The organism is Klebsiella sp. 141162 (assembly GCF_050600755.1).
GTDB lineage: Bacteria > Pseudomonadota > Gammaproteobacteria > Enterobacterales > Enterobacteriaceae > Klebsiella > Klebsiella aerogenes.
The window spans coordinates 167,338-190,866 of sequence record NZ_JAQIRI010000002.1 but is presented as its reverse complement, the minus strand read 5'-3'; the positions used below and the strand labels follow the sequence as shown (position 1 = coordinate 190,866).

At 55.3% G+C, this 23,529-nt stretch carries 20 protein-coding genes; 10 read left to right on the top strand and 10 right to left on the bottom strand.

Going from position 1 to position 23,529, the window contains the following annotated elements; genetic code table 11:
• Positions 1-50 precede the first annotated feature (50 nt).
• Complete coding sequence (pepN, locus tag PGR23_RS08505) at positions 51-2,666, top strand: aminopeptidase N (RefSeq protein WP_047065518.1); 2,616 nt, start codon at positions 51-53, stop codon at positions 2,664-2,666.
• Between the two features lie 173 nt (positions 2,667-2,839).
• Here pepN and ssuB read toward each other — a convergent pair whose 3' ends face one another.
• From ssuB to ssuE, 5 genes are read right to left on the bottom strand one after another with little or no spacing between them, the layout of a single operon-like run.
• Positions 2,840-3,613 (bottom strand): aliphatic sulfonates ABC transporter ATP-binding protein, encoded by a 774-nt coding sequence (gene ssuB, locus PGR23_RS08500; RefSeq protein WP_047045623.1) that lies wholly within the window; start codon positions 3,611-3,613, stop codon positions 2,840-2,842.
• Positions 3,610-4,401, bottom strand: coding sequence for an aliphatic sulfonate ABC transporter permease SsuC (ssuC, locus tag PGR23_RS08495; RefSeq protein WP_015367447.1), 792 nt, complete (start codon positions 4,399-4,401; stop codon positions 3,610-3,612). The genes ssuB and ssuC overlap by 4 nt, the downstream gene beginning before the upstream one ends.
• A gap of 10 nt (positions 4,402-4,411) precedes the next feature.
• A complete protein-coding gene (gene ssuD / locus PGR23_RS08490; protein ID WP_045395668.1) occupies positions 4,412-5,557 on the bottom strand; it encodes an FMNH2-dependent alkanesulfonate monooxygenase in 1,146 nt (381 codons plus the stop codon).
• A complete protein-coding gene (locus PGR23_RS08485; RefSeq protein ID WP_047045628.1) occupies positions 5,554-6,516 on the bottom strand; it encodes a sulfonate ABC transporter substrate-binding protein in 963 nt (320 codons plus the stop codon). The genes ssuD and PGR23_RS08485 overlap by 4 nt, the downstream gene beginning before the upstream one ends.
• Positions 6,509-7,084, bottom strand: coding sequence for an NADPH-dependent FMN reductase (gene ssuE, locus PGR23_RS08480; RefSeq protein ID WP_045395662.1), 576 nt, complete (start codon positions 7,082-7,084; stop codon positions 6,509-6,511). Before ssuE ends, PGR23_RS08485 begins: the two co-directional genes overlap by 8 nt.
• A 248-nt stretch (positions 7,085-7,332) precedes the next feature.
• On the opposite strand from ssuE, the gene pyrD reads away from it, so the two are divergent.
• Complete coding sequence (pyrD, locus tag PGR23_RS08475; protein ID WP_020079247.1) at positions 7,333-8,343, top strand: quinone-dependent dihydroorotate dehydrogenase; 1,011 nt, start codon at positions 7,333-7,335, stop codon at positions 8,341-8,343.
• Positions 8,344-8,512: 169 nt separating this feature from the next.
• On the top strand, positions 8,513-9,055 hold the full coding sequence (zapC, locus tag PGR23_RS08470; protein WP_045395659.1) for a cell division protein ZapC: 543 nt from the start codon (positions 8,513-8,515) through the stop codon (positions 9,053-9,055).
• On the opposite strand, the gene PGR23_RS08465 is transcribed toward zapC, so the two are convergent.
• Entirely contained in the window at positions 9,052-10,161 is a 1,110-nt protein-coding gene (locus PGR23_RS08465) for a YcbX family protein (protein ID WP_396279796.1), read from the bottom strand. The two genes, zapC and PGR23_RS08465, sit on opposite strands and share 4 nt — an antisense overlap.
• Before the next feature lie 98 nt (positions 10,162-10,259).
• Between PGR23_RS08465 and rlmKL the strand changes: the two genes are divergently transcribed.
• The 6 genes from rlmKL to rmf all read left to right on the top strand — a co-directional run bounded on the left by rlmKL (position 10,260) and on the right by rmf (position 18,180).
• Positions 10,260-12,365 (top strand): bifunctional 23S rRNA (guanine(2069)-N(7))-methyltransferase RlmK/23S rRNA (guanine(2445)-N(2))-methyltransferase RlmL, encoded by a 2,106-nt coding sequence (gene rlmKL, locus PGR23_RS08460; protein ID WP_047065508.1) that lies wholly within the window; start codon positions 10,260-10,262, stop codon positions 12,363-12,365.
• A gap of 12 nt (positions 12,366-12,377) precedes the next feature.
• Positions 12,378-14,285, top strand: coding sequence for an ABC transporter ATP-binding protein (locus PGR23_RS08455; protein WP_396279795.1), 1,908 nt, complete (start codon positions 12,378-12,380; stop codon positions 14,283-14,285).
• Positions 14,286-14,299: 14 nt separating this feature from the next.
• Positions 14,300-15,568, top strand: a complete 1,269-nt coding sequence (gene pqiA, locus PGR23_RS08450; protein ID WP_032711301.1) for a membrane integrity-associated transporter subunit PqiA — start codon at positions 14,300-14,302, stop codon at positions 15,566-15,568.
• Entirely contained in the window at positions 15,558-17,198 is a 1,641-nt protein-coding gene (gene pqiB, locus PGR23_RS08445; RefSeq protein WP_042892880.1) for an intermembrane transport protein PqiB, read from the top strand. The genes pqiA and pqiB overlap by 11 nt, the downstream gene beginning before the upstream one ends.
• Positions 17,195-17,758 (top strand): membrane integrity-associated transporter subunit PqiC, encoded by a 564-nt coding sequence (pqiC, locus tag PGR23_RS08440; RefSeq protein WP_015367436.1) that lies wholly within the window; start codon positions 17,195-17,197, stop codon positions 17,756-17,758. The genes pqiB and pqiC overlap by 4 nt, the downstream gene beginning before the upstream one ends.
• A gap of 254 nt (positions 17,759-18,012) precedes the next feature.
• Entirely contained in the window at positions 18,013-18,180 is a 168-nt protein-coding gene (gene rmf, locus PGR23_RS08435) for a ribosome modulation factor (protein ID WP_015704906.1), read from the top strand.
• 93 nt (positions 18,181-18,273) lie between these two features.
• On the opposite strand, the gene fabA is transcribed toward rmf, so the two are convergent.
• Positions 18,274-18,792, bottom strand: coding sequence for a bifunctional 3-hydroxydecanoyl-ACP dehydratase/trans-2-decenoyl-ACP isomerase (gene fabA, locus PGR23_RS08430; protein WP_015704907.1), 519 nt, complete (start codon positions 18,790-18,792; stop codon positions 18,274-18,276).
• A 69-nt stretch (positions 18,793-18,861) separates the two neighbouring features.
• On the bottom strand, positions 18,862-20,619 hold the full coding sequence (locus PGR23_RS08425) for an AAA family ATPase (RefSeq protein WP_396279794.1): 1,758 nt from the start codon (positions 20,617-20,619) through the stop codon (positions 18,862-18,864).
• A gap of 185 nt (positions 20,620-20,804) precedes the next feature.
• Between PGR23_RS08425 and matP the strand changes: the two genes are divergently transcribed.
• Entirely contained in the window at positions 20,805-21,257 is a 453-nt protein-coding gene (matP, locus tag PGR23_RS08420) for a macrodomain Ter protein MatP (RefSeq protein ID WP_015367432.1), read from the top strand.
• A 93-nt stretch (positions 21,258-21,350) separates the two neighbouring features.
• Here the strand turns inward: matP and ompA are convergent, their stop codons facing one another.
• On the bottom strand, positions 21,351-22,403 hold the full coding sequence (gene ompA / locus PGR23_RS08415) for a porin OmpA (RefSeq protein WP_080473199.1): 1,053 nt from the start codon (positions 22,401-22,403) through the stop codon (positions 21,351-21,353).
• A 352-nt stretch (positions 22,404-22,755) separates the two neighbouring features.
• Positions 22,756-23,265 (bottom strand): SOS-induced cell division inhibitor SulA, encoded by a 510-nt coding sequence (gene sulA, locus PGR23_RS08410; RefSeq protein WP_020079240.1) that lies wholly within the window; start codon positions 23,263-23,265, stop codon positions 22,756-22,758.
• Between the last annotated feature and the right edge of the window lie 264 nt (positions 23,266-23,529).

Genomic DNA, 23,529 nt, shown 5'->3' with positions numbered 1-23,529 from the left:
AACAGGAATAGACTGGAGCCGATACTTTACAGACACGCTAAAGGTTTTTTATGACACAACAGCCCCAAGCCAAATACCGCCACGACTACCGTGCGCCGGATTATCTGATTAGCGATATTGATTTGACCTTTGACCTGGATGCCGCGAAAACCGTTGTCACGGCCGAGAGTAAGGTTTCCCGTCACGCGGCTGCGTCTGATGTGCCATTGCGTCTGGATGGCGAAGACCTGACCCTGATTTCACTGCAGGTGAACGGCCAGCCGTGGAACGACTATAAAGAAGAAAACAATCAGCTGGTGATTAGCGGTTTGCCGGACAGTTTCACCCTGACTATCGTCAATGAAATTAGCCCGGCGGCGAACACCGCGCTGGAAGGCCTGTATCAGTCAGGCGAAGCGCTATGTACCCAGTGCGAAGCAGAAGGCTTCCGCCATATTACCTGGTACCTCGACCGCCCGGACGTGCTGGCGCGCTTCACCACCAAAATCATCGCCGATAAAGCGAAATACCCCTACCTGCTTTCTAACGGCAACCGCGTAGCGCAGGGCGAGCTGGACAATGGCCGTCACTGGATCCAGTGGCAGGATCCGTTCCCAAAACCCTGTTACCTGTTCGCGCTGGTGGCCGGCGATTTCGACGTGCTGCGTGATACCTTCACCACCCGTTCCGGGCGTGAAGTCGCGCTCGAACTGTACGTTGACCGCGGCAATCTCGACCGCGCGCCGTGGGCGATGACCTCGCTGAAAAACTCAATGAAGTGGGACGAAACCCGTTTCGGTCTCGAATATGACCTCGACATCTATATGATCGTCGCCGTCGACTTCTTCAACATGGGCGCGATGGAGAACAAAGGCCTCAACGTCTTTAACTCTAAATATGTGCTGGCCCGTACCGATACCGCGACCGATAAAGACTATCTCGATATCGAGCGCGTCATTGGTCACGAATATTTCCATAACTGGACCGGCAACCGTGTGACCTGTCGCGACTGGTTCCAGCTCAGCCTGAAAGAAGGGCTGACCGTATTTCGCGATCAGGAGTTCAGTTCCGATCTCGGCTCGCGTGCGGTAAACCGTATCAACAACGTGCGTACCATGCGCGGGCTGCAGTTTGCCGAAGACGCCAGCCCGATGGCGCACCCGATCCGTCCGGATATGGTTATTGAAATGAACAACTTCTACACCCTGACGGTCTACGAAAAGGGCGCGGAAGTGATCCGTATGCTGCACACCCTGTTAGGCGAAGCCAATTTCCAGAAAGGGATGCAGTTGTACTTTGAACGCCACGACGGCAGCGCCGCCACCTGCGATGATTTCGTGCAGGCAATGGAAGATGCTTCGAACGTGGATCTGTCGCATTTCCGTCGCTGGTACAGCCAGTCCGGGACGCCGGTCGTGACCGTGCATGACGACTATAACCCGGAAACCGAGCAGTACACCCTGACTATCAGCCAGCGTACGCCGCCGACCGCGGAACAGGCCGACAAGCAACCACTGCACATCCCGTTCAGTATCGAGCTGTACGATAACGAAGGCAAAGCGATCCCGCTGCAGAAGGGCGGCCATCCGGTGCACCACGTGCTGAACGTGACCCAGGCGGAGCAGACATTCGTCTTTGATAACGTTTACTTCCAGCCGGTACCGGCGCTGCTGTGTGAATTTTCCGCGCCGGTCAAGCTTGAATATAAGTGGAGCGACCAGCAGCTGACGTTCCTGATGCGCCACGCGCGTAACGACTTCTCGCGTTGGGATGCCGCGCAGAGTCTGCTGGCGACCTACATTAAGCTCAACGTTAATCGTCATCAGCAGGGACAGCCGCTGTCGCTGCCGATCCACGTCGCTGACGCCTTCCGCGCGATCCTACTCGACGAAAAAATCGATCCGGCGCTGGCGGCGGAAATTTTAACGCTGCCTTCGGCCAACGAAATCGCTGAACTGTTCACCATCATCGATCCGATTGCCATCGCGGCGGTGCGCGAAGCGCTGACCCGTACGCTGGCGAAAGAGCTGGCCGATGAGCTGCTGGTGGTTTACAACGCCAACAAGCTCGACAGCTATCGCGTAGACCATGCCGATATCGGTAAACGTTCTCTGCGCAATACCTGCCTGCGCTATCTGGCTTTTGGCGATGTTGAGTTGGCAGATAAGCTGGTGCAAGCCCAGTATCATCATGCTGACAACATGACCGACGCGCTGGCTGCGCTGTCGTCGGCGGTGGCGGCGGAGTTGCCGTGCCGTGATGCATTGATGCAGGAGTATGACGATAAGTGGCACCAGGACGGTCTGGTGATGGACAAGTGGTTCATCCTGCAGTCCACCAGCCCGGCGGCCAATGTGGTTGAGACGGTACGCGGATTGCTCAAGCACCGTTCATTCACGATGAGCAACCCGAACCGTGTACGTTCGCTGATCGGCGCCTTCGCGAGCAGCAACCCGGCGGCGTTCCATGCCGAAGACGGCAGCGGTTACCAGTTCCTGGTGGAAATGCTGACCGAGCTCAATAGCCGCAACCCGCAGGTGGCGTCGCGTCTGATTGAGCCGCTGATTCGTCTGAAACGCTACGATGAGAAACGTCAGGCCAAGATGCGTGCGGCGCTGGAACAGCTGAAAGGGCTGGAGAATCTCTCCGGCGATCTGTTCGAGAAGATCGCCAAGGCGCTGGCGTAACGGCGGTGCAAATCCCGGATAGCGGCGCAAGCGCCTTATCCGGGTTCACTACGCTGGCTGAAACTGCCGGTGTTGGTGGCCGCAAAATCCCCGGTGGCGCACTCGCTTACCGGGGCTACAGCGCTTTGCGATTTGGTAGTCCGGCCGAGCGAAGCGCGGGCCGGGGACGTTAGTTAGCCATGACTAAACAAACGCGGCGCGCGCTCGCTGTCGCCGCGCTTCATCACCCGATCGAGCACCTGTGCTTCCAGTTCCGCCAGCTTCGCCGAGCCGAACCGCCGCGGACGTGGAATATCCACGTTCAAATCGAGGCCGATTTTCTTTTCTTCTATTAACAGCACCCGGTCGGCCATCGCCACCGCTTCACTCACATCATGGGTTACCAGCAACACGGTAAAGCCGTGCTCCTGCCAGAGCGAAACAATCAATTCCTGCATTTCCAGGCGGGTGAGGGCGTCGAGGGCTCCCAGCGGTTCATCCAGCAATAACAGGCGCGGGCGATGGATCAGCGCGCGGGCCAGCGCAACGCGCTGTTTTTGCCCGCCGGAAAGCGCGGCCGGCCACTCATCGGCTCTCTCTTCCAGCCCGACGCTGGCCAGCGCCTGGCGGGCGGCATCGCGCCACTGGCCCTTCAGCCCAAGCCCAACGTTGTCGATAACCGTCTTCCAGGGCAGCAACCGCGCGTCCTGGAACATCATGCGCGTATCCTCCTGAATCTGCGCAAGCGGCGTCGCGCCTGCCAGTAGTTCGCCGCCGTTGGGTTTTTCCAACCCGGCCAGCAGGCGCAACAGGGTGCTTTTACCGCCGCCGCTACGGCCGACCACCGCGACAAATTGCCCGGTAGGAATATGTAAATCCAGCTCATTGAGAATGACATTGTCGCCGTAGCGTTTGCTGACCCCATTGAGTAACAGCGGGATCCCGGGATTAAGACGAGCAGTATTCATGCGTTAGCCTCCTGAAGACGGTACGCCGGGTTCCAGCGCAGCCAGACGCGTTCCAGCAGTTGCGCGCTGAAATCGGCGAGCTTGCCGAGTATGGCGTAAAGAATAATGGCGACCACCACCACATCGGTTTGCAGAAATTCGCGGGCGTTCATCGCCAGATAGCCAATCCCGGCATTAGCCGAGATGGTCTCAGCGACGATAAGCGTCAGCCACATCAATCCGAGGGCGAAGCGAATGCCGACCATAATCGAGGGCAGGGCGCCGGGGAGGATCACGTGGCGGAAAAGAGCGAATCCGGATAAGCCATAGCTACGCGCCATTTCCACCAGACCGCGATCGATATTGCGAATGCCGTGCCAGGTATTGATATAAATCGGAAACATCGTCCCCAGCGCGACAAGAAATATTTTGGCGCTTTCATCAATACCGAACCACAAAATCACCAGGGGGATCAGCGCCAGATGCGGCACATTGCGCAACATCTGGATGGAGGTATCCAGCAGGCGTTCGCCCCAACGCGAGAGCCCGCTAATGAGCCCGAGCGTCAGGCCGATGGAGCCGCCGATGGCGAAGCCAAGCAAGGCGCGCCAGGAACTGATCGCCAGATGTTGCCACAGTTCGCCGCTGGCGGAGAGCGTCCAGAAGGCTTTCAGTACCCCCTCCGGAGAGGGGAGAATACGGGTTGAGAGCCAGCCTACCGAGGACGCCAATTGCCAGATCAACACGGTGCCTACCGGTAAAAACCAGGGGGCGAGGCGTAACAGAAGTTTTTGCGAAGAGGCTGCCATAGTTCGCTCCCTAACTTTGCGCCGCTTTACGCGGGATAAATTCATTCGCTACCGCTTCCCCCTGCAGGCGCAGGTTTTGCGGCTGAGGGATCGTCGGAACGTTGACATCGAGCAGCGGGAACAGCAGTTCGCCGACTCGCCAGGCTTCCTCAAGGTGCGGGTAGCCGGAGAAGATAAAACTGTCGATGCCAAGTTCGGCGTATTCATTAATACGTTCAGCGACGGTGGCCGCATCGCCAACCAGCGCAGTACCTGCGCCGCCGCGCGCCAGACCGACCCCGGCCCACAGGTTCGGGCTGATCTCCAGTTTGTCGCGACGGCCGTTGTGCAGCGCCGCCATGCGGTGCTGGCCAACAGAATCGGTTTGCGCGAAGGCTGCCTGCGCGCGGGCGATGGTCTCGTCATCCAGATGGGAGATTAAGCTCTCCGCCGCTTGCCATGCCTCTTCATTGGTTTCGCGAACGATGACGTGCAAACGAATACCAAAGCGGACGCTGCGGCCGAGGCGCGCGGCTTTCTCACGCACCTGGGCGATTTTTTCCGCCACCTGCGCCGGCGGTTCGCCCCAGGTCAGATAGAGGTCTACCTGTTCGGCGGCCAGATCCTGGGCAACGTCCGAGGAGCCGCCAAAGTAGAGCGGCGGTCGCGGCTGTTGCTGCGGCGGGAAGAGCAGTTTCGCCCCGCGTACGTGCTGATGTTTGCCGTGAAAGGTCACGGTTTCGCCTTCCATCAGCTTGCGCCAGATATGGGTGAACTCGGCGGAGGCTTCGTAGCGTTCGGTGTGGTCGAGGAATACGCCATCGCCGGCTAATTCATTTGGATCGCTGCCGGTGACCAGGTTGAACAAGGCCCGGCCATTAGAGAGTCGATCAAGCGTAGCTGCCTGGCGCGCGGCGACGGTAGGCGATACGACGCTTGGGCGCAGCGCGACGAGGAACTTCAGTCGCTGGGTGACGGGGATCATTGAAGCGGCAACCAGCCAGGCATCTTCACAGGAGCGTCCGGTGGGAATAAGTACGCCGGTAAAGCCGAGTCGGTCGGCGGTCTGGGCGATTTGCTGCAGATAGCTGTAGTCTACCGGGCGCGCCCCTTCGTCGGTGCCCAGATAGCGGCCGTCACCGTGGGTGGGTAAGAACCAGAACATATTCAGACTCATGATTTCGCTCCTTGTGCGGGGGCAGGCTGCCAGATACGGTTTTGAATAGTGATTTTTTTCGGTACCAGCTTGTTCTCATAGAACAGATCGGCGGTTTGCTGTTGGCGAGCGGCCGTTTCAGCGCTTACCGGGGATATCGCGGTTGGCGGACGATGGTCGAGATAGCTGGCGATTACCGCCTCGGGTAGCCCCATCGTTTTGGCCAGCAGGGCAATACTTTCCTGGCGATGGCTGATGGTCAGGGCATCCGCCTGGCTAAAGGTCGCCAACACGCCTTCGATAAAGGCGCCGTTCTTTTCGGCATAAGGACGGGCGGCAAGATAGAACGAACCGGTCTGCTTCAGGTCGCTACCATCTTTCAGTACCCGTACCCCGCCTTGCAGCAGCGCCGCAGAGTAATAGGGATCCCAGATAGCCCAGGCGTCGACATTACCCTGCTGAAATGCGGCGCGGGCATCGGCGGGGGCAAGATATACCGGCTGGATATCGCTGAATTTCAGGCCTGCCTGCTGCAGAGCGCGCAGCAGCAGATTGTGCGAGCTGGAGCCCTTCTGGAACGCCACCTTACGTCCTTTCAGTTCTGCCACGCTTTTGATTGGGCTGTTATCGGCAACCAGAATCACTTCCGCTTTCGGTTTCGCGGGTTCCGCGCCGATATAGACCAGATCGGCGCCGGCAGCCTGAGCGAAAATTGGTGGAATATCGCCAGTACTGCCGATATCAATACTGCCGACGTTCAGCGCTTCCAGCATTTGCGGCCCGGCGGGAAACTCGACCCATGAGATCTTAGTTTGCGGATAGCGCTGCTCCAGCAACTGATGGCTCTTCGCCAGCACCATACTGACGCTGCCTTTCTGGTAGCCGATGCGTAACGCTTCCGGCGCTTGCTGGGCCGCATGCGTAATAAAGGAAAGCATGAGTAGCCCGCCGAGAGTCAGGGCGCGCAGAGGATTAAGCATGCTCAACCCCCTGTAATGTCTTTAGTCCGGAGATACGGCTGTTGCGGCGATTCAGCGCCTGCCAGAAGGTCTCCAGCGCCTGGTCGAGACGGTTTTGCAGATTCGGTGTGAACTGCGGCTTGTGTTGATAATCGGTGACCTGGCTATCATCGGCGAAAACGCCATGTAAGATTTCCTGCGCTTTCAGGGCATTAAGCACCGGTTTCAGAGCGTAATCGACCGCCAGCATATGGGCGATGGTGCCGCCTGTCGCCAGCGGCAGGACAATTTTGCCTTCCAGAGCGCGTTCCGGTAGCAGGTCGAGCAGCGTCTTCAGCGCGCCGGAAAAAGAGGCTTTATAGACGGGGGTGGCGATAATCAGGCCATCGGCGCCGGCCAGTTGTTCATTTAAGGTATGCAGAGCGGGGTTATCGAAGCGGGCGTAAAGCAGATCTTCGGGATCAAAATTCTGTAAATGCCAGTGATAGACTTCGATGTCGGCTGCGGCAAGTTTCTCTCTGGTGTACTCCAGCAATGCGCTTGAGCGAGAAGGGTAGCGGGGACTGCCCGCGAGTGTAATAACGCGCATACTCTCTCCTTATAACCAAATGTTTGCATTTATCTATAATTGATAACATTTTATGGCAGTGTGACAGAGGGCGTTTATTTCCCTAAATGATTTTTCCGGCGTTAAATTGCCAAAATGCGCATAACAGGCGGTAGAGAAGTAAACGTTTGCGTTGGACACGTGATTTTTTGTCGCAGGTCAATTCCCTTTCGGGCGCGGATCGAACATAATACGCCCCCGGTTTGCACACCGGGAATCCAGGAGAGTTCATGTACTATCCCTTCGTTCGTAAAGCTCTTTTTCAGCTCGATCCTGAGCGCGCTCATGAAGTAACCTTCCAACAATTACGCCGCGTAACCGGCACGCCGCTGGAAATACTGGTTCGGCAAAAAGTACCGTCGAAACCCGTTACCTGCATGGGGCTCACTTTCAAGAATCCGCTGGGGCTGGCGGCCGGGCTTGATAAAAACGGCGAGTGCATTGATGCGCTCGGTGCGATGGGCTTCGGCTCAATTGAAATTGGTACCGTAACCCCGCGTCCACAGCCGGGCAATGACAAGCCGAGGATCTTCCGTCTCGTCGATGCCGAAGGTTTGATCAACCGCATGGGCTTTAATAACCACGGTGTTGATAACCTGGTCGAGAATGTGAAAAAAGCGCATTTTGACGGCGTACTGGGGATTAATATCGGTAAAAATAAAGATACCCCGGTTGAGCAGGGTAAAGATGATTATCTGATTTGTATGGAAAAAGTCTATCCATACGCTGGATATATCGCCATTAATATCTCCTCGCCGAATACCCCAGGGCTACGTACTCTACAATATGGTGAAGCGCTGGATGATTTACTCGGCGGTATTAAAAATAAGCAGCTCGAACTTCAACAGAAACATCAAAAATATGTTCCTGTGGCGGTGAAGATCGCCCCGGATCTTTCCGTCGAGGAATTGATCCAGGTGGCCGACAGCTTAGTTCGCCATAATATTGATGGCGTCATTGCTACCAATACCACCCTCGATCGTTCACTGGTCCAGGGGATGAAGCATTGTGATGAAACCGGTGGGTTGAGTGGTCGTCCATTACAATTAAAAAGCACCGAAATTATTCGTATGCTGGCGACGGAATTAAATGGTCGTTTGCCAATTATCGGAGTTGGCGGTATTGACTCGGTGATTGCCGCTCGTGAAAAGCTGGCTGCTGGCGCCACGCTGGTGCAGATTTATTCCGGGTTTATTTTTAAAGGCCCGCCGCTGATTAAAGAAATTGTTACACACATCTAATCTTTTCCGTCTCTGAATCTTCCCCAGGGCTTTATTTCCGGCCCTGGTTGTTTTATATTCCTTCATTGTTGCTTATTTAGACATTTTAGTCTTTTCTTAATTTTAGAAATTATTCTGTAGCAGGATGCCATTGCTTTGCAGAAGGAAGTGGAAGAGGACGGGGGTAGAAATGCGGATTAAACCTGACGATAACTGGCGTTGGTATTACGACGAAGAGCATGACCGCATGATGCTCGATCTGGCCAATGGTATGTTATTTCGCTCACGTTTTGCCCGGCGCATGTTAACGCCTGACGCTTTCGCACCGTCGGGATTCTGCGTCGATGACGCGGCGCTTTATTTTTCTTTTGAAGAAAAATGCCGCGAAATTGAATTAAACAAAGAGCAGCGTGCCGAATTAGTATTAAATGCCTTAACCGCGATCCGTTTTCTAAAACCGCAGATGCCGAAGAGCTGGCATTTCACCACGCATCAGCAGAACTGGCAACCCGCCAGCGGCGACGCTGCCAGCGTGTGGATCAGCGATACCGGCGAGCAGGTCAATTTGCTGGTGGTCGAACCGGGTGAAAACGCCACGCTTTGCCTGCTGGCGCAGCCTGGACTAACTCTGGCTGGCCGGGTGATGCAGTTAGGCGATGTGATAAAAATTATGAATGACAGGCTGCAGCCGGCGCAGAGCGCGGCCAGCTACAGCCTCGGGCAGGCGGTTTAAGGCGCCAGGCGCAGCGCGGTTTTCGGTACGCAGCTGCAGCATAAAATGGTGCCATCCGCGGCGACCGCATTTTTCTTTAACGGACTCACTTCTCCCTCTTCGAGGCGGATACGACAGCTGCCGCAGATCCCGGCGCGGCAGGAGTAAGGGATACGAATACCCTGTTGTTCCAGTTGCTCCAGCAGTACCTGCTGGTTATTGCCGGTAAACTGTTGCCCTTGCCACTCAATCTCAACCGTCGCTTTTGGCTGCGTATCCGCCGCCAGCGTATCGTCGCTATCGCCGGCGCCATAGGCTTTAGCCGGACCACGGGTCAGCACTTCCACTTCATCACCCACGCGGATCACGCCGCTGTTGCGGGCGATCAGATTCTGGCCAAAATCGACATCGCCATTATCCTGCGCGGTACGAAAACGCTTTAACGTCTCCAGCGGCTCGCCGGACGGATGCTTTTGCCCACGTTCCGGGCTGACGGTGGTAAAAATGCAGCGGCTGCAGGGTTTGGCGACGTCAAATACTACCTCGCCGATGCGAATGACTTTCCAGCTATCTTCATCCCACGCCGCCGCGCCGGTGACCACCAGATTAGGGCGAAATTGTTCTATGCTTACGCTGGCAGGGCACCGCTGCTGCAGGTCGCGAAGTGAGGCCTCGTTGGCGAGCAGGTAGGGATAACCGTCGGCGAAGGAGAGCGGCACCGCGTCGTGACGTTTTACTCGCCGGGTTAGCTGCGGCCCGAGCCAGCGCAGTTGGACGTCGCGGTTGAAGAAGCCGCTGAGCCACTGGTTGATGGCGGCCGGCGCGATCAAGGCGGTGAAATGGTTGCCCCAGACCTCCGTCGGCTCGCTCTGGGGAGCGAAATCATCAAAGCGCACCAGCGCGCTGCTGCCATCCGGCGCGGTCAAATGCAGGCCGTCGTGAAGCGGAGAAGGCAGGAATTTTACCATCTGCGGAAACTGCCGCGCGGAAATAAACGTACCGTCGGTTTCGGTCAGCATAAAGATGCGGTCGAAGGCCATGCCGCTAATATCGGCAAAGGCATGGGTGACGCCAATTCCGCGCATGGATTTGACGGGATGAATAAAAAGTTTCGATAGCGTTACCATACGCTGCCCCTGGGTTCAAAAATAAGCCTTTAACTTTATGACATAGGGCACATATTGGCTATAATGCGCACCAATTTTCTTTAAGTAAAAGTGACGATATGAAATCTCTGTTTGCCAGCACGGCTCGTGGTCTTGAAGAGCTGTTAAAAACTGAACTGGAAGGACTTGGCGCCACGGAGTGCCAGGTTGTCCAGGGCGGGGTTCATTTTCAGGGAGATACGCGACTGCTGTATCAAAGCCTGATGTGGAGCCGGCTGGCCTCGCGCATCATGCTGCCGCTGGGTGAGTGCAGCGTGTATAGCGATCTGGATCTCTACCTGGGGGTTCAATCGATTCCGTGGACGGAGATCTTTACCACTGACGCCACCTTTGCGGTGCATTTTAGCGGCCTCAACGAGGAGATCCGCAACAGTCAGTATGGCGCATTGAAAGTCAAAGACGCTATCGTCGATAGCTTCACGCGTAAAAACCTGCCGCGTCCGAATGTCGATCGTGAAAACCCCGATCTGCGAATCAACGTCTGGCTGAACAAAGAGACGGCGCATATCTCGCTGGATCTGAGCGGCGAAGGCCTGCATCTGCGCGGCTACCGTGACGGTACCGGCATGGCGCCTATCAAAGAAAACCTCGCGGCGGCAATCGTTATGCGCTCCGGCTGGGTAGCGGGAACACCGCTGCTCGATCCGATGTGCGGCTCCGGCACACTGCTGATTGAAGCGGCGATGCTGGCGACCGATCGCGCGCCGGGCCTGCACCGCGGCCACTGGGGCTTTGGCGGTTGGGCACAGCATGATGACGTCATCTGGAAAGAGGTGAAAGCCGAGGCGCAAACGCGCGCGCGCCAGGGGCTGGCCGCATATGAATCGCGCTTCTATGGTTCTGACGTCGACGAGCGCGTGATTGAACGCGCGCGCCGCAACGCCCGCCGCGCCGGAATTGGCGAGCTCATCAACTTTGAAGTGAAAGACGTCGCACAGCTCAATAATCCGCTGCCGAAAGGCCCGTACGGCACCGTTATCAGCAACCCGCCGTACGGCGAGCGCCTGGAAAGCGAACCGGCGCTGATTGCCCTGCACAGCCTGCTGGGGCGGATTATGAAAAACCAGTTTGGCGGCTGGAACCTGTCGGTCTTCAGCGCCTCGCCGGAATTGCTGAGCTGCCTGCAACTGCGTGCCGATAAACAGTTTAAAGCCAAAAACGGCCCGCTGGACTGCGTACAGAAGAACTATCATCTGGCGGAAAGCGAAGGCGGCAAGCCGGCGATGCTGGCGGAAGATTTCGCCAACCGCTTACGTAAAAACCTGAAGAAGTTTGAAAAGTGGGCGCGTCAGGAAGGCATTGAATGCTATCGCCTGTACGATGCCGATTTGCCGGAATACAACGTGGCTATTGACCGCTACGGCGAGTGGGTGGTGGTGCAGGAGTATGCGCCGCCGAAAACCGTCGATGCGCACAAAGCGCGCCAGCGTCTGTTCGATATTATCGCCGCGACTATCGCGGTGTTAGGGATCGCGCCGAATAAGCTGGTGCTGAAGACCCGCGAGCGGCAAAAGGGTAAAAATCAGTACCAGAAGATGGCGGAGAAGGGCGACTTTATCGAGGTACAGGAGTATAACGCGCGTCTGTGGGTTAACCTTACCGACTATCTCGACACCGGTCTGTTCCTCGACCACCGTATTGCCCGTCGTATGCTGGGCCAGATGAGCAAGGGTAAGGATTTCCTCAACCTGTTCTCCTATACCGGCAGCGCCAGCGTCCACGCCGGTCTCGGCGGCGCGCGCTCCACCACGACCGTCGATATGTCGCGCACCTATCTGGAGTGGGCGGAACGCAACCTGCGTCTGAACGGCTTAACCGGCCGCGCGCATCGCCTGATGCAGGCGGACGTACTGGGTTGGCTGCGGGAAAGCACCGAGCAGTTCGATCTGATCTTTATCGATCCGCCGACCTTCTCCAACTCCAAACGTATGGAAGATGCCTTTGACGTGCAGCGCGACCATATCCGTCTGATGACCGATTTAAAACGTCTGCTGCGTAAAGGCGGCACGATTATGTTCTCGAATAACAAACGCGGTTTCCGTATGGATCATGACGGGCTGGCGGCGCTTGGCCTGAAGGCGCAAGAAATTTCGCAAAAAACGCTGTCGCAGGATTTTGCCCGCAACCGTCAGATCCACAACTGCTGGCTGATTACCGCGGCCTGAAAGGAATAAAGAATGTCACTGATTAGTATGCACGGCGCCTGGCTTTCGTTCAGCGATGCGCCGCTGCTGGATAACGCTGAACTGCATATCGAAGATAACGAACGCGTCTGCCTGGTAGGGCGTAACGGCGCCGGCAAATCGACCCTGATGAAAATCCTCAACCGCGAGCAGGGGCTGGACGATGGGCGTATTATTTATGAACAGGATCTGATCGTCGCGCGTCTGCAGCAGGATCCTCCGCGTAATGTCGCCGGCACGGTGTACGATTTTGTCGCGGAAGGTATTGCCGAGCAGGCGGCGTACCTGAAATCCTACCATGATGTTTCGCATCAGGTGATGACCGATCCGAGCGACAAAAATTTAAATGAACTGGCTCGCCTGCAGGAACAGCTGGATAACCTTGGGCTGTGGCAGTTAGATAGCCGTATTAATGAAGTGATCGAGCAGCTTGGCCTTAACGCCGACGCGCAGCTGGCGTCGCTCTCCGGCGGCTGGCTGCGTAAAGCGGCGCTGGGTCGCGCGCTGGTCAGCGGGCCGCGCGTGCTGCTGCTGGATGAACCGACCAACCACCTCGATATCGAAACTATCGACTGGCTGGAAGGGTTCCTCAAATCCTTTAAAGGCACCATCATCTTTATTTCGCACGACCGTTCTTTCATCCGCAATATGGCAACGCGCATCGTCGACCTCGATCGCGGCAAGCTGGTGACCTATCCGGGCAATTACGATCAGTATCTGCTGGATAAAGAAGAAGCGCTGCGCGTCGAAGAGTTACAGAATGCTGAATTCGACCGCAAACTGGCGCAGGAAGAGGTGTGGATCCGTCAGGGGATTAAAGCGCGCCGTACCCGCAACGAAGGCCGCGTCCGCGCGCTGAAGGCGATGCGTCGCGAACGCGGAGAGCGCCGTGAAGTGATGGGCAGCGCGAAGATGCAGGTCGAGGAGGCTTCTCGCTCCGGCAAAATCGTCTTTGAGATGGAAAACGTCAACTATCAGGTTGACGGCAAAGTGCTGGTCAAAGATTTCTCCGCACAAATCCAGCGTGGCGACAAGATTGCGCTGATTGGCCAGAACGGCTGCGGTAAAACCACGTTGCTGAAGCTGATGCTCGGCCAGCTACAGGCCGATAGCGGGCGTATCCACGTCGGTACCAAGCTGGAAGTCGCCTACTTCGATCAGCACCGCGCGGAGTTGGATCCGGATCGGACGGTGATGGATAACCTTGCGGAAGGCAAACAAGAGGTGATGGTTAACGGTAAGCCGCGTCACGTGCTGGGCTATCTGCAGGACTTCCTGTTCCATCCAAAACGGGCGATGACCCCGGTACGCGCGTTGTCTGGCGGGGAGCGTAACCGTCTGCTACTCGCGCGCTTGTTCCTGAAACCCAGTAACTTATTGATTCTTGATGAACCGACTAACGACCTTGATGTCGAAACGCTGGAACTGCTGGAAGAGCTGATCGATGGCTACCAGGGCACCGTGATGCTGGTGAGCCACGACCGTCAATTTGTCGACAACACCGTGACCGAGTGCTGGATCTTCGAGGGCGGCGGCCGTATCGGCCAATATATCGGCGGTTATCACGACGCGCGCGGACAGCAAGCGCAGTCGCTGGCGAATAAACAGCCGATTGTAAAAAAACCGGCGGAAGTCGCTCAACAGAAAGCAGAAAGTGTCAAACGCGCCGCCAGCAAACTAAGCTATAACCTGCAGCGCGAACTGGAACAGCTGCCGCAGAAGCTGGAAGATCTGGAAATTCAACTGCAGACGCTGCAGGAAAAAGTTGCCGATCCTTCGTTCTTCGGCCAGCCGCATGACCAGACCCAGCAGGTGCTGGCGCAGTTAGCGGAAGCGGAACAGGCCCTGGAAGCGGCCTTTGAACGCTGGGAATATCTCGAAGGACTCAAAAACGGCGCTTAAGCTGAGGAGTGTTCATGTGCGATCATCATCATGCTGCGCGGCACATATTGTGCCCACAATGTGATCTGCTGGTGGCTTTGCCGCCGCTGGAGCATCGCCAGAAAGCCGCATGCCCACGCTGCGGCACCACGCTCACCACATCGTGGGACGCGCCGCGGCAGCGTCCCACGGCCTATGCGCTGGTGGCGCTGTTCATGCTGCTACTGGCAAACCTGTTCCCTTTTGTTTATATGAAAGTCGGCGGGATCAGCAGCGAAATTGAGCTGCTGGAAATACCAAACGTGCTGTTCACCGAGGATTACGCCAGCCTTGGTACGTTCTTTTTACTGTTTGTCCAACTGGTCCCGGCGTTTTGTCTGGTGACCATCTTATTGTTGGTCAATCGCGTTCATATGCCTTCACGCTTGAAGGCGTTTCTGGCGCGGATTTTGTTTCACCTCAAAAGCTGGGGGATGGCCGAGATTTTCCTCGCCGGGGTGCTGGTCAGCTTCGTTAAACTCATGGCCTACGGTGATATCGGCGTTGGACTGAGCTTTGTTCCCTGGTGTCTGTTCTGCCTGCTGCAGTTGCGGGCGTTTCAGTGCGTCGATCGCCGCTGGCTGTGGGACGATATTGCGCCAATGCCGGTCATCAAGCAGCCGCTGCGCCCTGGCGTGCCGGGGCTGCGTCAGGGTCTGCGCTCCTGCTCGTGCTGCACGGCGGTGCTGCCAGCGGATGAGAAAGAGTGTCCGCGCTGTCACACCAAAGGTACCCCGCGGCGTAAAAACAGCCTGCAGTGGACGCTGGCGCTGCTGATGACGTCGTTTGTGCTCTATTTACCCGCCAATATTCTGCCGATTATGATTACCGATCTGCTGGGCGATAAAATGCCGTCGACAATCATGGCGGGCGTCGTTCTGCTGTGGAGTGAGGGCTCTTACCCGGTCGCGCTGGTTATCTTTATCGCCAGTATCATGGTGCCGACGTTAAAAATGATCGCTATCGGCTGGCTGTGCTGGAGCGCGAACGGAAACGGCGCGCGTGATTCAGAGCGTATGCACCTGATTTATGAAGTGGTTGAATTTGTTGGCCGTTGGTCAATGATCGACGTTTTTGTCATCGCGGTACTCTCGGCGCTGGTGCGCATGGGAGGCTTGATGAATATCTATCCGGCGATAGGCGCGGTGATGTTCGCGCTGGTCGTTGTCATGACCATGTTCTCGGCCATGATGTTTGACCCACGTCTATTGTGGGACCGTGAACCAGATCCAAGCCATGAGGAAATGCAACAGCATGGAAAATAAGAGCGGAGAAGCGAAAGTGCAGAAGGTGAAGAACTGGTCACCGGTCTGGATCTTTCCGATTGTGACTGTGCTCATCGGCGCATGGATACTGTTTTACCACTACAGCCATCAGGGGCCGGAGGTGACGCTTATTACCACCAACGCCGAAGGCATTGAAGGGGGTAAAACGCGTATCAAGAGCCGCAGCGTTGATGTCGGGGTGGTGGAAAGCGCTATCCTGACTGATGACCTGAAACACGTAGAAATTAAAGCGCGTCTGAACTCGGGGATGCAGAAGCTACTGCATAAAGATTCGGTGTTCTGGGTGGTGAAACCGCAGGTGGGGCGCGAGGGGATCAGCGGCCTCGGCACTTTGCTTTCCGGCGCCTATATCGAATTACAGCCGGGTAAAGAAGGCTCTGTCGCGCCGCAGTATCCGCTGTTGGATTCGCCGCCACTGGCTTCACCGGATGCCAAAGGTATCCGTGTTTTGCTGGAAAGTAGCAAAGCCGGGCAACTCTCGCCCGGCGATCCGGTGCTGTTCCGCGGCTATCGCGTTGGTTCGGTTGAAACCAGCACCTTTGATACGCAGAAGCGCCGCATCACTTATCAGCTGTTTATCAACGCGCCGAACGACCGTCTGGTGACCACTAACGTTCGCTTCTGGAAAGATAGCGGTATTGCGGTTGATCTTACCTCTGCGGGAATGCGCGTTGAGATGGGATCGCTGTCGACGCTGTTTGGCGGCGGTGTAAGCTTTGATATTCCGGAAGGATTGGATCTCGGCGAGCCGGTGGCGAATAAAACGGAATACCACCTGTTTGACGATCAGAAGAGTATCCAGGATTCGGTGTTCACCCAGCATATCGATTACGTCCTGTTCTTTAAAGATTCGGTGCGTGGTCTGCAGCCGGGAGCGCCGGTTGAATTCCGCGGTATTCGCCTTGGTACCGTCGGCAAAGTACCGTTCTTTATCCCCGGTTTGAAACAGAGCCTGAACGATGATTATCGTATCCCGGTAGAAGTGCGTATTGAGCCGGAACGTCTAATCAACCAGCTGGGCGGCGACCCTAACATTCGCGCGCATATTGACGATCTGATCAACCGCGGCCTGCGCGGTTCGCTGAAAACCGGCAACCTGGTCACCGGGGCGCTGTATATCGATCTCGACTTCTATCCGAAAGCGCCTCCGCGCGGCAAGATTCAGGAGTTCGGCGGCTATCCGATCATTCCAACCGTCAGCGGCGGTCTGGCGCAGATCCAGCAGCGTCTGATGGATGCGCTCGATAAGATTAACAACCTGCCGATTAACCCACTGCTGGAGCAGGCGACCAGTACCCTGGCGCAGAGCCAGAAAACCATGCAGCGTGTCCAGACTACGCTCGACAACTTGAATAAGATCACTTCAAGCCAGTCGATGCAGCAGCTTCCTGCCGATATGCAGAGCACGTTGCGCGAGTTGAATCGCAGTATGCAGGGCTTCCAGCCGGGCTCGGCGGCCTACAATAAGATGGTTGCGGATATGCAGCGGCTGGATCAAGTGCTTCGTGAACTGCAGCCGGTACTGAAAACCCTCAACGACAAGAGCAATGCGCTGGTATTTGAGGCCAAGGATAAAAAAGATCCGCAGCCGAAGGGAGCGAAACAATGAAAAAGTGGTTAGTGGCGGCAGCGGTATGCGTACTGACGGCCTGCAGCAGCGGTGGTGAGAGTAAAACTTACTATCAATTACCGGTAGCAAAGAGCGGCGCGCAAAGCGCCGTCAACCAGAGCAAGAATTTGCTGTGGGTTGAGCAGGTGAGTATCCCTGATTATCTGGCGGGGAATGGCGTGGTTTATCAGACTACAGATGTGCAGTATGTGATTGCTAATAACAATCTGTGGGCCAGCCCGCTGGACCAGCAGTTACGTACCACGCTGGTGGCGAATCTGAGTAACCAACTGCCGGGCTGGGTGGTGGCATCGCAGCCGTTAGGCAGCGAGCAGGATACGCTTAACGTCTCCGTAAGCGGTTTCCACGGTCGCTACGACGGCCGGGTCATCGTTAGCGGTGAATGGCTGCTTAAGCATCAGGGGCAGTTAATTAAGCGTCCGTTCAATATTGAACTTAAGCAACAGCAGGATGGCTACGATGCGATGGTTAAGACCCTGGCGCAGGCCTGGAGCCAGGAAGCCACCGCGATTGCGAGCGAGCTGAACCGCCTGCCATAAGTAAAATTAATACAATACAAGCCGCCGCGACCTGAAAAATCGCCGCGGCTTTTTTATTTGCCGCGTCAGGTTGATAGTTGTGCTGGCTCACGATTTTTGTACAAATGAACTTTCATATAGCTCACAAATATGACACTGGCGTGAATTTTGCGCATTGACGCTGCCTGCGTTTCGCGGTAAAGGTTATACGTGGTTGCATATTTAGTGACCACTGTTTTCTTTTCCACCAGATCAAATAATGAGGGAAACGAGGCATGAAGAGACAAAAACGAGATCGCCTGGAACGGGCACATCAGCGTGGATATCAGGCCGGCATTACCGGCAGATCGAAAGAAATGTGTCCCTACCAGACCCTTAATCAGAGGTCCCATTGGCTAGGAGGTTGGCGAGAAGCCATGGAGGACAGGGTGCAAACTGCCTGACTGTCTCTTTAAAAAAGAAGCCTTCGCTCTGCGAAGGCTTCGCCTTTTGTACTTCAGGACCTTTTGTACTTCAGGATAAGTACGGAAGGTAAATCAGAACGCGGAAGTATCCTGGAACAGACCGACTTTCAGGTCAGTTGCAGAGTAGATCAGACGACCATCAACCAGCACTTCGCCATCCGCCAGGCCCATGATCAGGCGACGGTTTACAATGCGTTTGAAGTGGATACGATAGGTGACTTTTTTCGCCGTCGGCAGAATCTGACCGGTAAATTTCACTTCGCCTACGCCCAGCGCGCGGCCTTTTCCTTCGCCGCCCAGCCAGCCCAGATAGAAGCCAACCAGTTGCCACATTGCGTCCAGACCCAGGCAGCCAGGCATTACCGGGTCGCCGATGAAGTGACAACCGAAGAACCACAGGTCAGGGTTGATGTCGAGCTCAGCTTCAACGTAACCTTTGTCGTAGTTGCCGCCGGTTTCGGTCATCTTGACGACGCGGTCCATCATCAGCATGCTTGGCGCCGGCAGTTGCGGGCCTTTCGCGCCAAACAGTTCACCACGACCAGAGGCAAGAAGATCTTCTTTTGTATAGGATTCGCGTTTATCTACCATGTTTTCAGTAAGCCTTATTTTGAGTTCGGGACGCAGGATAGCTAACACGTGTAAGCTGAACAAGTCCGATCAGTTCGAATTTGATCCGCCTAACCAGCGTAGCGGCCATGGAAAACGATGGCGAGTCTCTTGTTGCATCGCCTGCGCAATCCGTTCCTGAATAGTTTGTCGTAGCGTTTGTCCTTCGCCATCCCATTGCAGTTGGGTGAGAAGCGGCAGGGCTTCGGTAACGTCGTCAATGGCCCAGATAAAGAACTGCTCGTCAGCCACTGCCTGGCGAAGTTCCTGGGCGAGGCTCAGATGACGGACGTTGGCAGACGGGATAATGACGCCTTGCTTGCCTGTTAATCCGCGCTGCTGGCAGATAGTGAAGAAACCTTCAATCTTTTCGTTCAGACCGCCGACCGGCTGGACGCGACCGAACTGATCGACCGAACCGGTAATCGCAATACTCTGGTTAATCGGCACATTGGCCAGCGCGCTGATGAGAGCGCACAGCTCGGCCATTGAGGCGCTATCGCCATCCACTTCGCTGTAGGACTGTTCGAAGGTCAGCGATGCGCTAAACGGCAGCTGCTGTTCAAGTTCAAGCTCGGACATGATAAACGCCTGCATGATCATCATGCCTTTGGCGTGAATATTGCCGCCGAGTTCAGCTTTGCGTTCTACATCGATGAATTCGCCGTCGCCGATATGCACTACGCAGCTGATGCGCGAAGGTTCGCCAAAGGCGCGTGGGTGGCCTGGAAATTCGATTACCGACAGGGCGTTGATCTGACCGATGCATTCGCCTTCGGTATCAATCATGATCTGATCGAGAAGAATTTCATCGCGCATCCGCTCGGCAAGATAGCCTTCACGCCATTCACGGCGCTCAAGCATGGTTTGCATCTCCGCGCCGCTAATCCATTCGCCTTCGCAGAAGGCTGCCGCTTCACGCAGCTGGCGGCTAATCCAGAGAGGGGAAAGCGGAAGCGTCTCCTGATCGCCGGTGTCTCGAGCGCCTTCTGCAATCAGCAGCGGCCATGCGTCTGCCGCCGGCCCCGGTAGCGAAAGCTGGCGAGCATTTTGCCAGACCCACTGACACCAGAGTTTCAGGGTGTCAGCATCGGCTATCTGCAGGTTGTCTTCATACTCGCTATAAATGGCCTGCGAGGCGAGTTCCGGTTCCATCTCCTGGAAATCAGCCAGCGCATCGCGCTCGCCGATCAGAATGATCCTCAGGTTCAGCGGCATGGAGGGAATGCTAACGGGAAGAGGGCGGGATTCGTCAATAGACAGCCAGTCAAAGCGCTGACGGGTCACCATGTTCTTCAGGCGCATCCACAGCAGCGGCTGGGCCAGCAGCGCGCGCAGGGAGAGCAACAGGACGCCGCCGTTCGCGCGATGCACCAGGCCCGGTTGCAGCGAAATTTCGCCGTTAAACTGGCGTACGCAGCCAAAGAGCTGTTCCGCTTCAATCCAGTCTGCGGATTCAACCGGACCGCTGCTGGCAAAATTGTCTTCCGCGCTTTGGGCTGGCGACAGGGTTACGTTGCCGCCGTTGACCTGATAGCGTACACCGAAGAGCGCTGTTGTGGGTTGCTGCAGGCTGCGGGCGGCTTCGGCTACCCAATGCAGATATTCCGGTTCTTCCGGCGCCTTTACCAGCATAAAAGATGAAATGGCTGGCGTGATCAGAAGCTGTTCCAGCGCATAAAATAAACGGGGCTGTAGATCGCCGGCGAGGGATGCCTCTGCCTCGGCGAGATTGACCTGGGTAAACAGCGCCTGATAACTTTCCGTATCAGGAGCGAGGTCGTTTCGGGTAAGTTTCGTAATGGTCAAAGTCGCTGTTTTTTAGTCAGATGTAAAACGAGCGATTATACCCGATGCCGCGTCTGAGCACACGGAGGATTGCGTTTATCACGCTGATAATGGAATCGTCCACATCACGAAAGATGATTTATTCTCAGCACATCCAGAAAAAACTGATATCCTGAAATGAGTTACACGGTCACATTGAGATCGCAATGAAATATCAACAACTGGAAAACCTTGAAAGCGGCTGGAAATGGAAATATCTGGTAAAGAAGCACCGGGAAGGTGAGCTGATTACCCGCTACATTGAAGCCAGCGCTGCGCAAGCCGCGGTCGATGTCTTGCTGACGCTCGAAAATGAACCTGTTCTGGTGAATACCTGGATCGATCAGCATATGAATCCGGAGCTGGCTAACCGGATGAAGCAGACTATTCGCGCACGACGCAAGCGTCATTTTAACGCCGAGCATCAGCATACGCGGAAAAAGTCCATCGATCTGGAGTTCGTTGTCTGGCAACGCCTGGCCGGGCTTGCCCAACGGCGAGGAAAGACATTATCAGAAACCATCGTACAGCTGATTGAAGACGCCGAGCATAAAGAAAAATATGCCAGCAAGATGTCGAGCCTGAAGCACGATCTGCAGGTGCTCTTAGGAAAAGAGTAAGTATTGTCGCGACGTTGCTTGTGATTTTTCTTTTGAGCTCAAAATCAGGCCAAAAAAAACCCCGCATCAGCGGGGTTTTTTATCGTAGAAAACTTAAGCCTGCGGCTGAGTTACTACGTCTTTGTAACCTTTAACTTCGATCGCTACGCGACGATCCGGAGCCAGGCAGTCGATCAGTGCAGCGCGAGCTTTCACGTTGTCACAGGTGTTGCCGGTAACCGGATCAGATTCGCCCATACCGCGAGCAGAGATCTTGTTAGCCGGGATGCCTTTAGCTACGAGGTAGTCAACAACGGACTGAGCACGTTTCTCAGACAGTTTCTGGTTGTACTGCTCGGAACCGATGCGGTCGGTGTAACCCAGAACAACTGCAGAACCGTCTTTCGGGTCCATGTTGCTCAGCTGGGTGTACAGCTGATCCAGAGCCTGCTGACCTTCTGGTTTCAGAGTTGCTTTGTTGAAGTTGAACAGTACGTCAGACTTCAGGGTGAAGGTCTTGGTGGTGACTTCTGGAGCCGGAGCCGGAGCCGGAGCTACAACCGGTGCATTGTCTTCCTGACCGAAACGGTAGGAAACACCAACGCTCAGCATGCCGTTGTCCGGACGAACGCCTACAGTGCCTGCGTCGCCGATGTTGTTAACCCACTGGTATTCCAGACGGGTAGCGATGTCACGGGTCATTGCCCACTCAACGCCGCCAGCGAATACTGGGGAAACGCCGGTGTCGTGGTTGTCGCCAGCGATGCTGTTGCTGGAGTCAGCGCGCCATACCATGCCGCCCAGACGGGTGTAGATGTCCAGATCGTCAGTGATCGGGTAACCCAGTTTAGCGGTCAGCTGAACGCCCTGAGCTTTGAATGCGCCGTTAACTTTGTCGCCTTTGTAAGGCATACGGCCCAGCCAGTCGTAACCCATTTCGAAACCGAGGTACGGGTTAACCTGATAACCACCGAACGCACCAGCGCCCAGCTGGCTTTCGTGGGTCGGGCCATTGTTGTTCAGGTTGCTGTTGTACCAGCCGGTGTCATGGAACTGGGACCAACCCAGTTTACCACCTGCATACCAGGTGTTATCTTTCGGAGCGGCCTGCGCTACGGTAGCGAAGCCAGCCAGTGCCACTGCAATCGCGATAGCTGTCTTTTTCATTTTTTGCGCCTCATTATCATCCAAAATTCGCCATGATGGTACATAAGACCTCACGGTTAAATCCTTCACCGGGGGCGTGACTCGTTGTTAACTATGCTGATACATGCAGCGTAAGCCGATCACCCCTGGCGATGTAAAGTCTACAACTTAGTTAGAAACTTACAAGTGTGAACTCGGTCAGGCATATGAAAAAAAAGGGTTGTATACACAATATTTAACAAATATGGTTAATTTGTGAACGCGGCAAAAAGTCGCGAAACCGCACCACACCGGGATCTCTGTGAAATTAACCACTTTACGAGAATGGTTTTTGATGAGGCAAAAAAAATTCCAGGATTAATCCTAATTTCACTCAATGATATAAATTTGAGTGAATTTTTAGCCCACTTAATTGTCTCCCAGGCTGGCTTGTATTTCTCACCGGGCGCATGATAAAGCCCATCGCATGACCTTCTTCTGCGGCGAGCGCCAGGCGTTCATGCTCTTGTTCAGTAAGTTCATCCGTCAGCCAGCCAATAACCACGCTATAATTCCCGGTACGTAAAGCGCGAATCATCGATTCCAGAGTGTTGCAGGGCGACATCTGGTTAATTTGCATCACTTTTGATAGCGGCAGGCCGGATGATTGTACCCATTCTTTACTCAGCTTCTGCTGCGGCGTGAGCCACAGTTGCCAGCGCGACTGCTGGCCCAACTGTTGTAATAAAGGTAGCAACAAAAGCTGCGTCATCATGGGTTGATCTTCGCGATAGACGATTTCACTAATCAGCCCAGTGGCTGAATGTTCGACGACGCTGTGCGAAGGGCGACGTACTGAAGCCGAAGTCAGTGGTGAACGATTTGCGTGAGCTGAAGTAAACATAGTCTATCTCGCCTGTGAGTTACTGTATGTATATACAGTATATCCACCAGGGGTTAACGTCAACCTCATTTTCCCACTTTTGCATATATTTTATGCACTCTACCCGGCTATGAATCAGAGCCGCGGCGACTTGTTTATATGAATTCACTCTCTCTATGCTGCAGCCGCAGGAGATATTTCCCTCTATTTATCTTTGCTTCACGGCTACCGGGCATGATGTCGATGGGGCCGATATGCTGTTTATCAATTAACATTGCTTAAGTA

What these genes read in the sequence shown, in the direction of transcription:
- pepN (WP_047065518.1), top strand. Translation starts at nt 51, where the DNA reads ATGACACAACAGCCCCAAGCCAAATACCGCCACGACTACCGTGCGCCG.
- ssuB (WP_047045623.1), bottom strand. Translation starts at nt 3,613, where the DNA reads ATGAATACTGCTCGTCTTAATCCCGGGATCCCGCTGTTACTCAATGGG.
- ssuC (WP_015367447.1), bottom strand. Translation starts at nt 4,401, where the DNA reads ATGGCAGCCTCTTCGCAAAAACTTCTGTTACGCCTCGCCCCCTGGTTT.
- ssuD (WP_045395668.1), bottom strand. Translation starts at nt 5,557, where the DNA reads ATGAGTCTGAATATGTTCTGGTTCTTACCCACCCACGGTGACGGCCGC.
- PGR23_RS08485 (WP_047045628.1), bottom strand. Translation starts at nt 6,516, where the DNA reads ATGCTTAATCCTCTGCGCGCCCTGACTCTCGGCGGGCTACTCATGCTT.
- ssuE (WP_045395662.1), bottom strand. Translation starts at nt 7,084, where the DNA reads ATGCGCGTTATTACACTCGCGGGCAGTCCCCGCTACCCTTCTCGCTCA.
- pyrD (WP_020079247.1), top strand. Translation starts at nt 7,333, where the DNA reads ATGTACTATCCCTTCGTTCGTAAAGCTCTTTTTCAGCTCGATCCTGAG.
- zapC (WP_045395659.1), top strand. Translation starts at nt 8,513, where the DNA reads ATGCGGATTAAACCTGACGATAACTGGCGTTGGTATTACGACGAAGAG.
- PGR23_RS08465 (WP_396279796.1), bottom strand. Translation starts at nt 10,161, where the DNA reads ATGGTAACGCTATCGAAACTTTTTATTCATCCCGTCAAATCCATGCGC.
- rlmKL (WP_047065508.1), top strand. Translation starts at nt 10,260, where the DNA reads ATGAAATCTCTGTTTGCCAGCACGGCTCGTGGTCTTGAAGAGCTGTTA.
- PGR23_RS08455 (WP_396279795.1), top strand. Translation starts at nt 12,378, where the DNA reads ATGTCACTGATTAGTATGCACGGCGCCTGGCTTTCGTTCAGCGATGCG.
- pqiA (WP_032711301.1), top strand. Translation starts at nt 14,300, where the DNA reads ATGTGCGATCATCATCATGCTGCGCGGCACATATTGTGCCCACAATGT.
- pqiB (WP_042892880.1), top strand. Translation starts at nt 15,558, where the DNA reads ATGGAAAATAAGAGCGGAGAAGCGAAAGTGCAGAAGGTGAAGAACTGG.
- pqiC (WP_015367436.1), top strand. Translation starts at nt 17,195, where the DNA reads ATGAAAAAGTGGTTAGTGGCGGCAGCGGTATGCGTACTGACGGCCTGC.
- rmf (WP_015704906.1), top strand. Translation starts at nt 18,013, where the DNA reads ATGAAGAGACAAAAACGAGATCGCCTGGAACGGGCACATCAGCGTGGA.
- fabA (WP_015704907.1), bottom strand. Translation starts at nt 18,792, where the DNA reads ATGGTAGATAAACGCGAATCCTATACAAAAGAAGATCTTCTTGCCTCT.
- matP (WP_015367432.1), top strand. Translation starts at nt 20,805, where the DNA reads ATGAAATATCAACAACTGGAAAACCTTGAAAGCGGCTGGAAATGGAAA.
- ompA (WP_080473199.1), bottom strand. Translation starts at nt 22,403, where the DNA reads ATGAAAAAGACAGCTATCGCGATTGCAGTGGCACTGGCTGGCTTCGCT.
- sulA (WP_020079240.1), bottom strand. Translation starts at nt 23,265, where the DNA reads ATGTTTACTTCAGCTCACGCAAATCGTTCACCACTGACTTCGGCTTCA.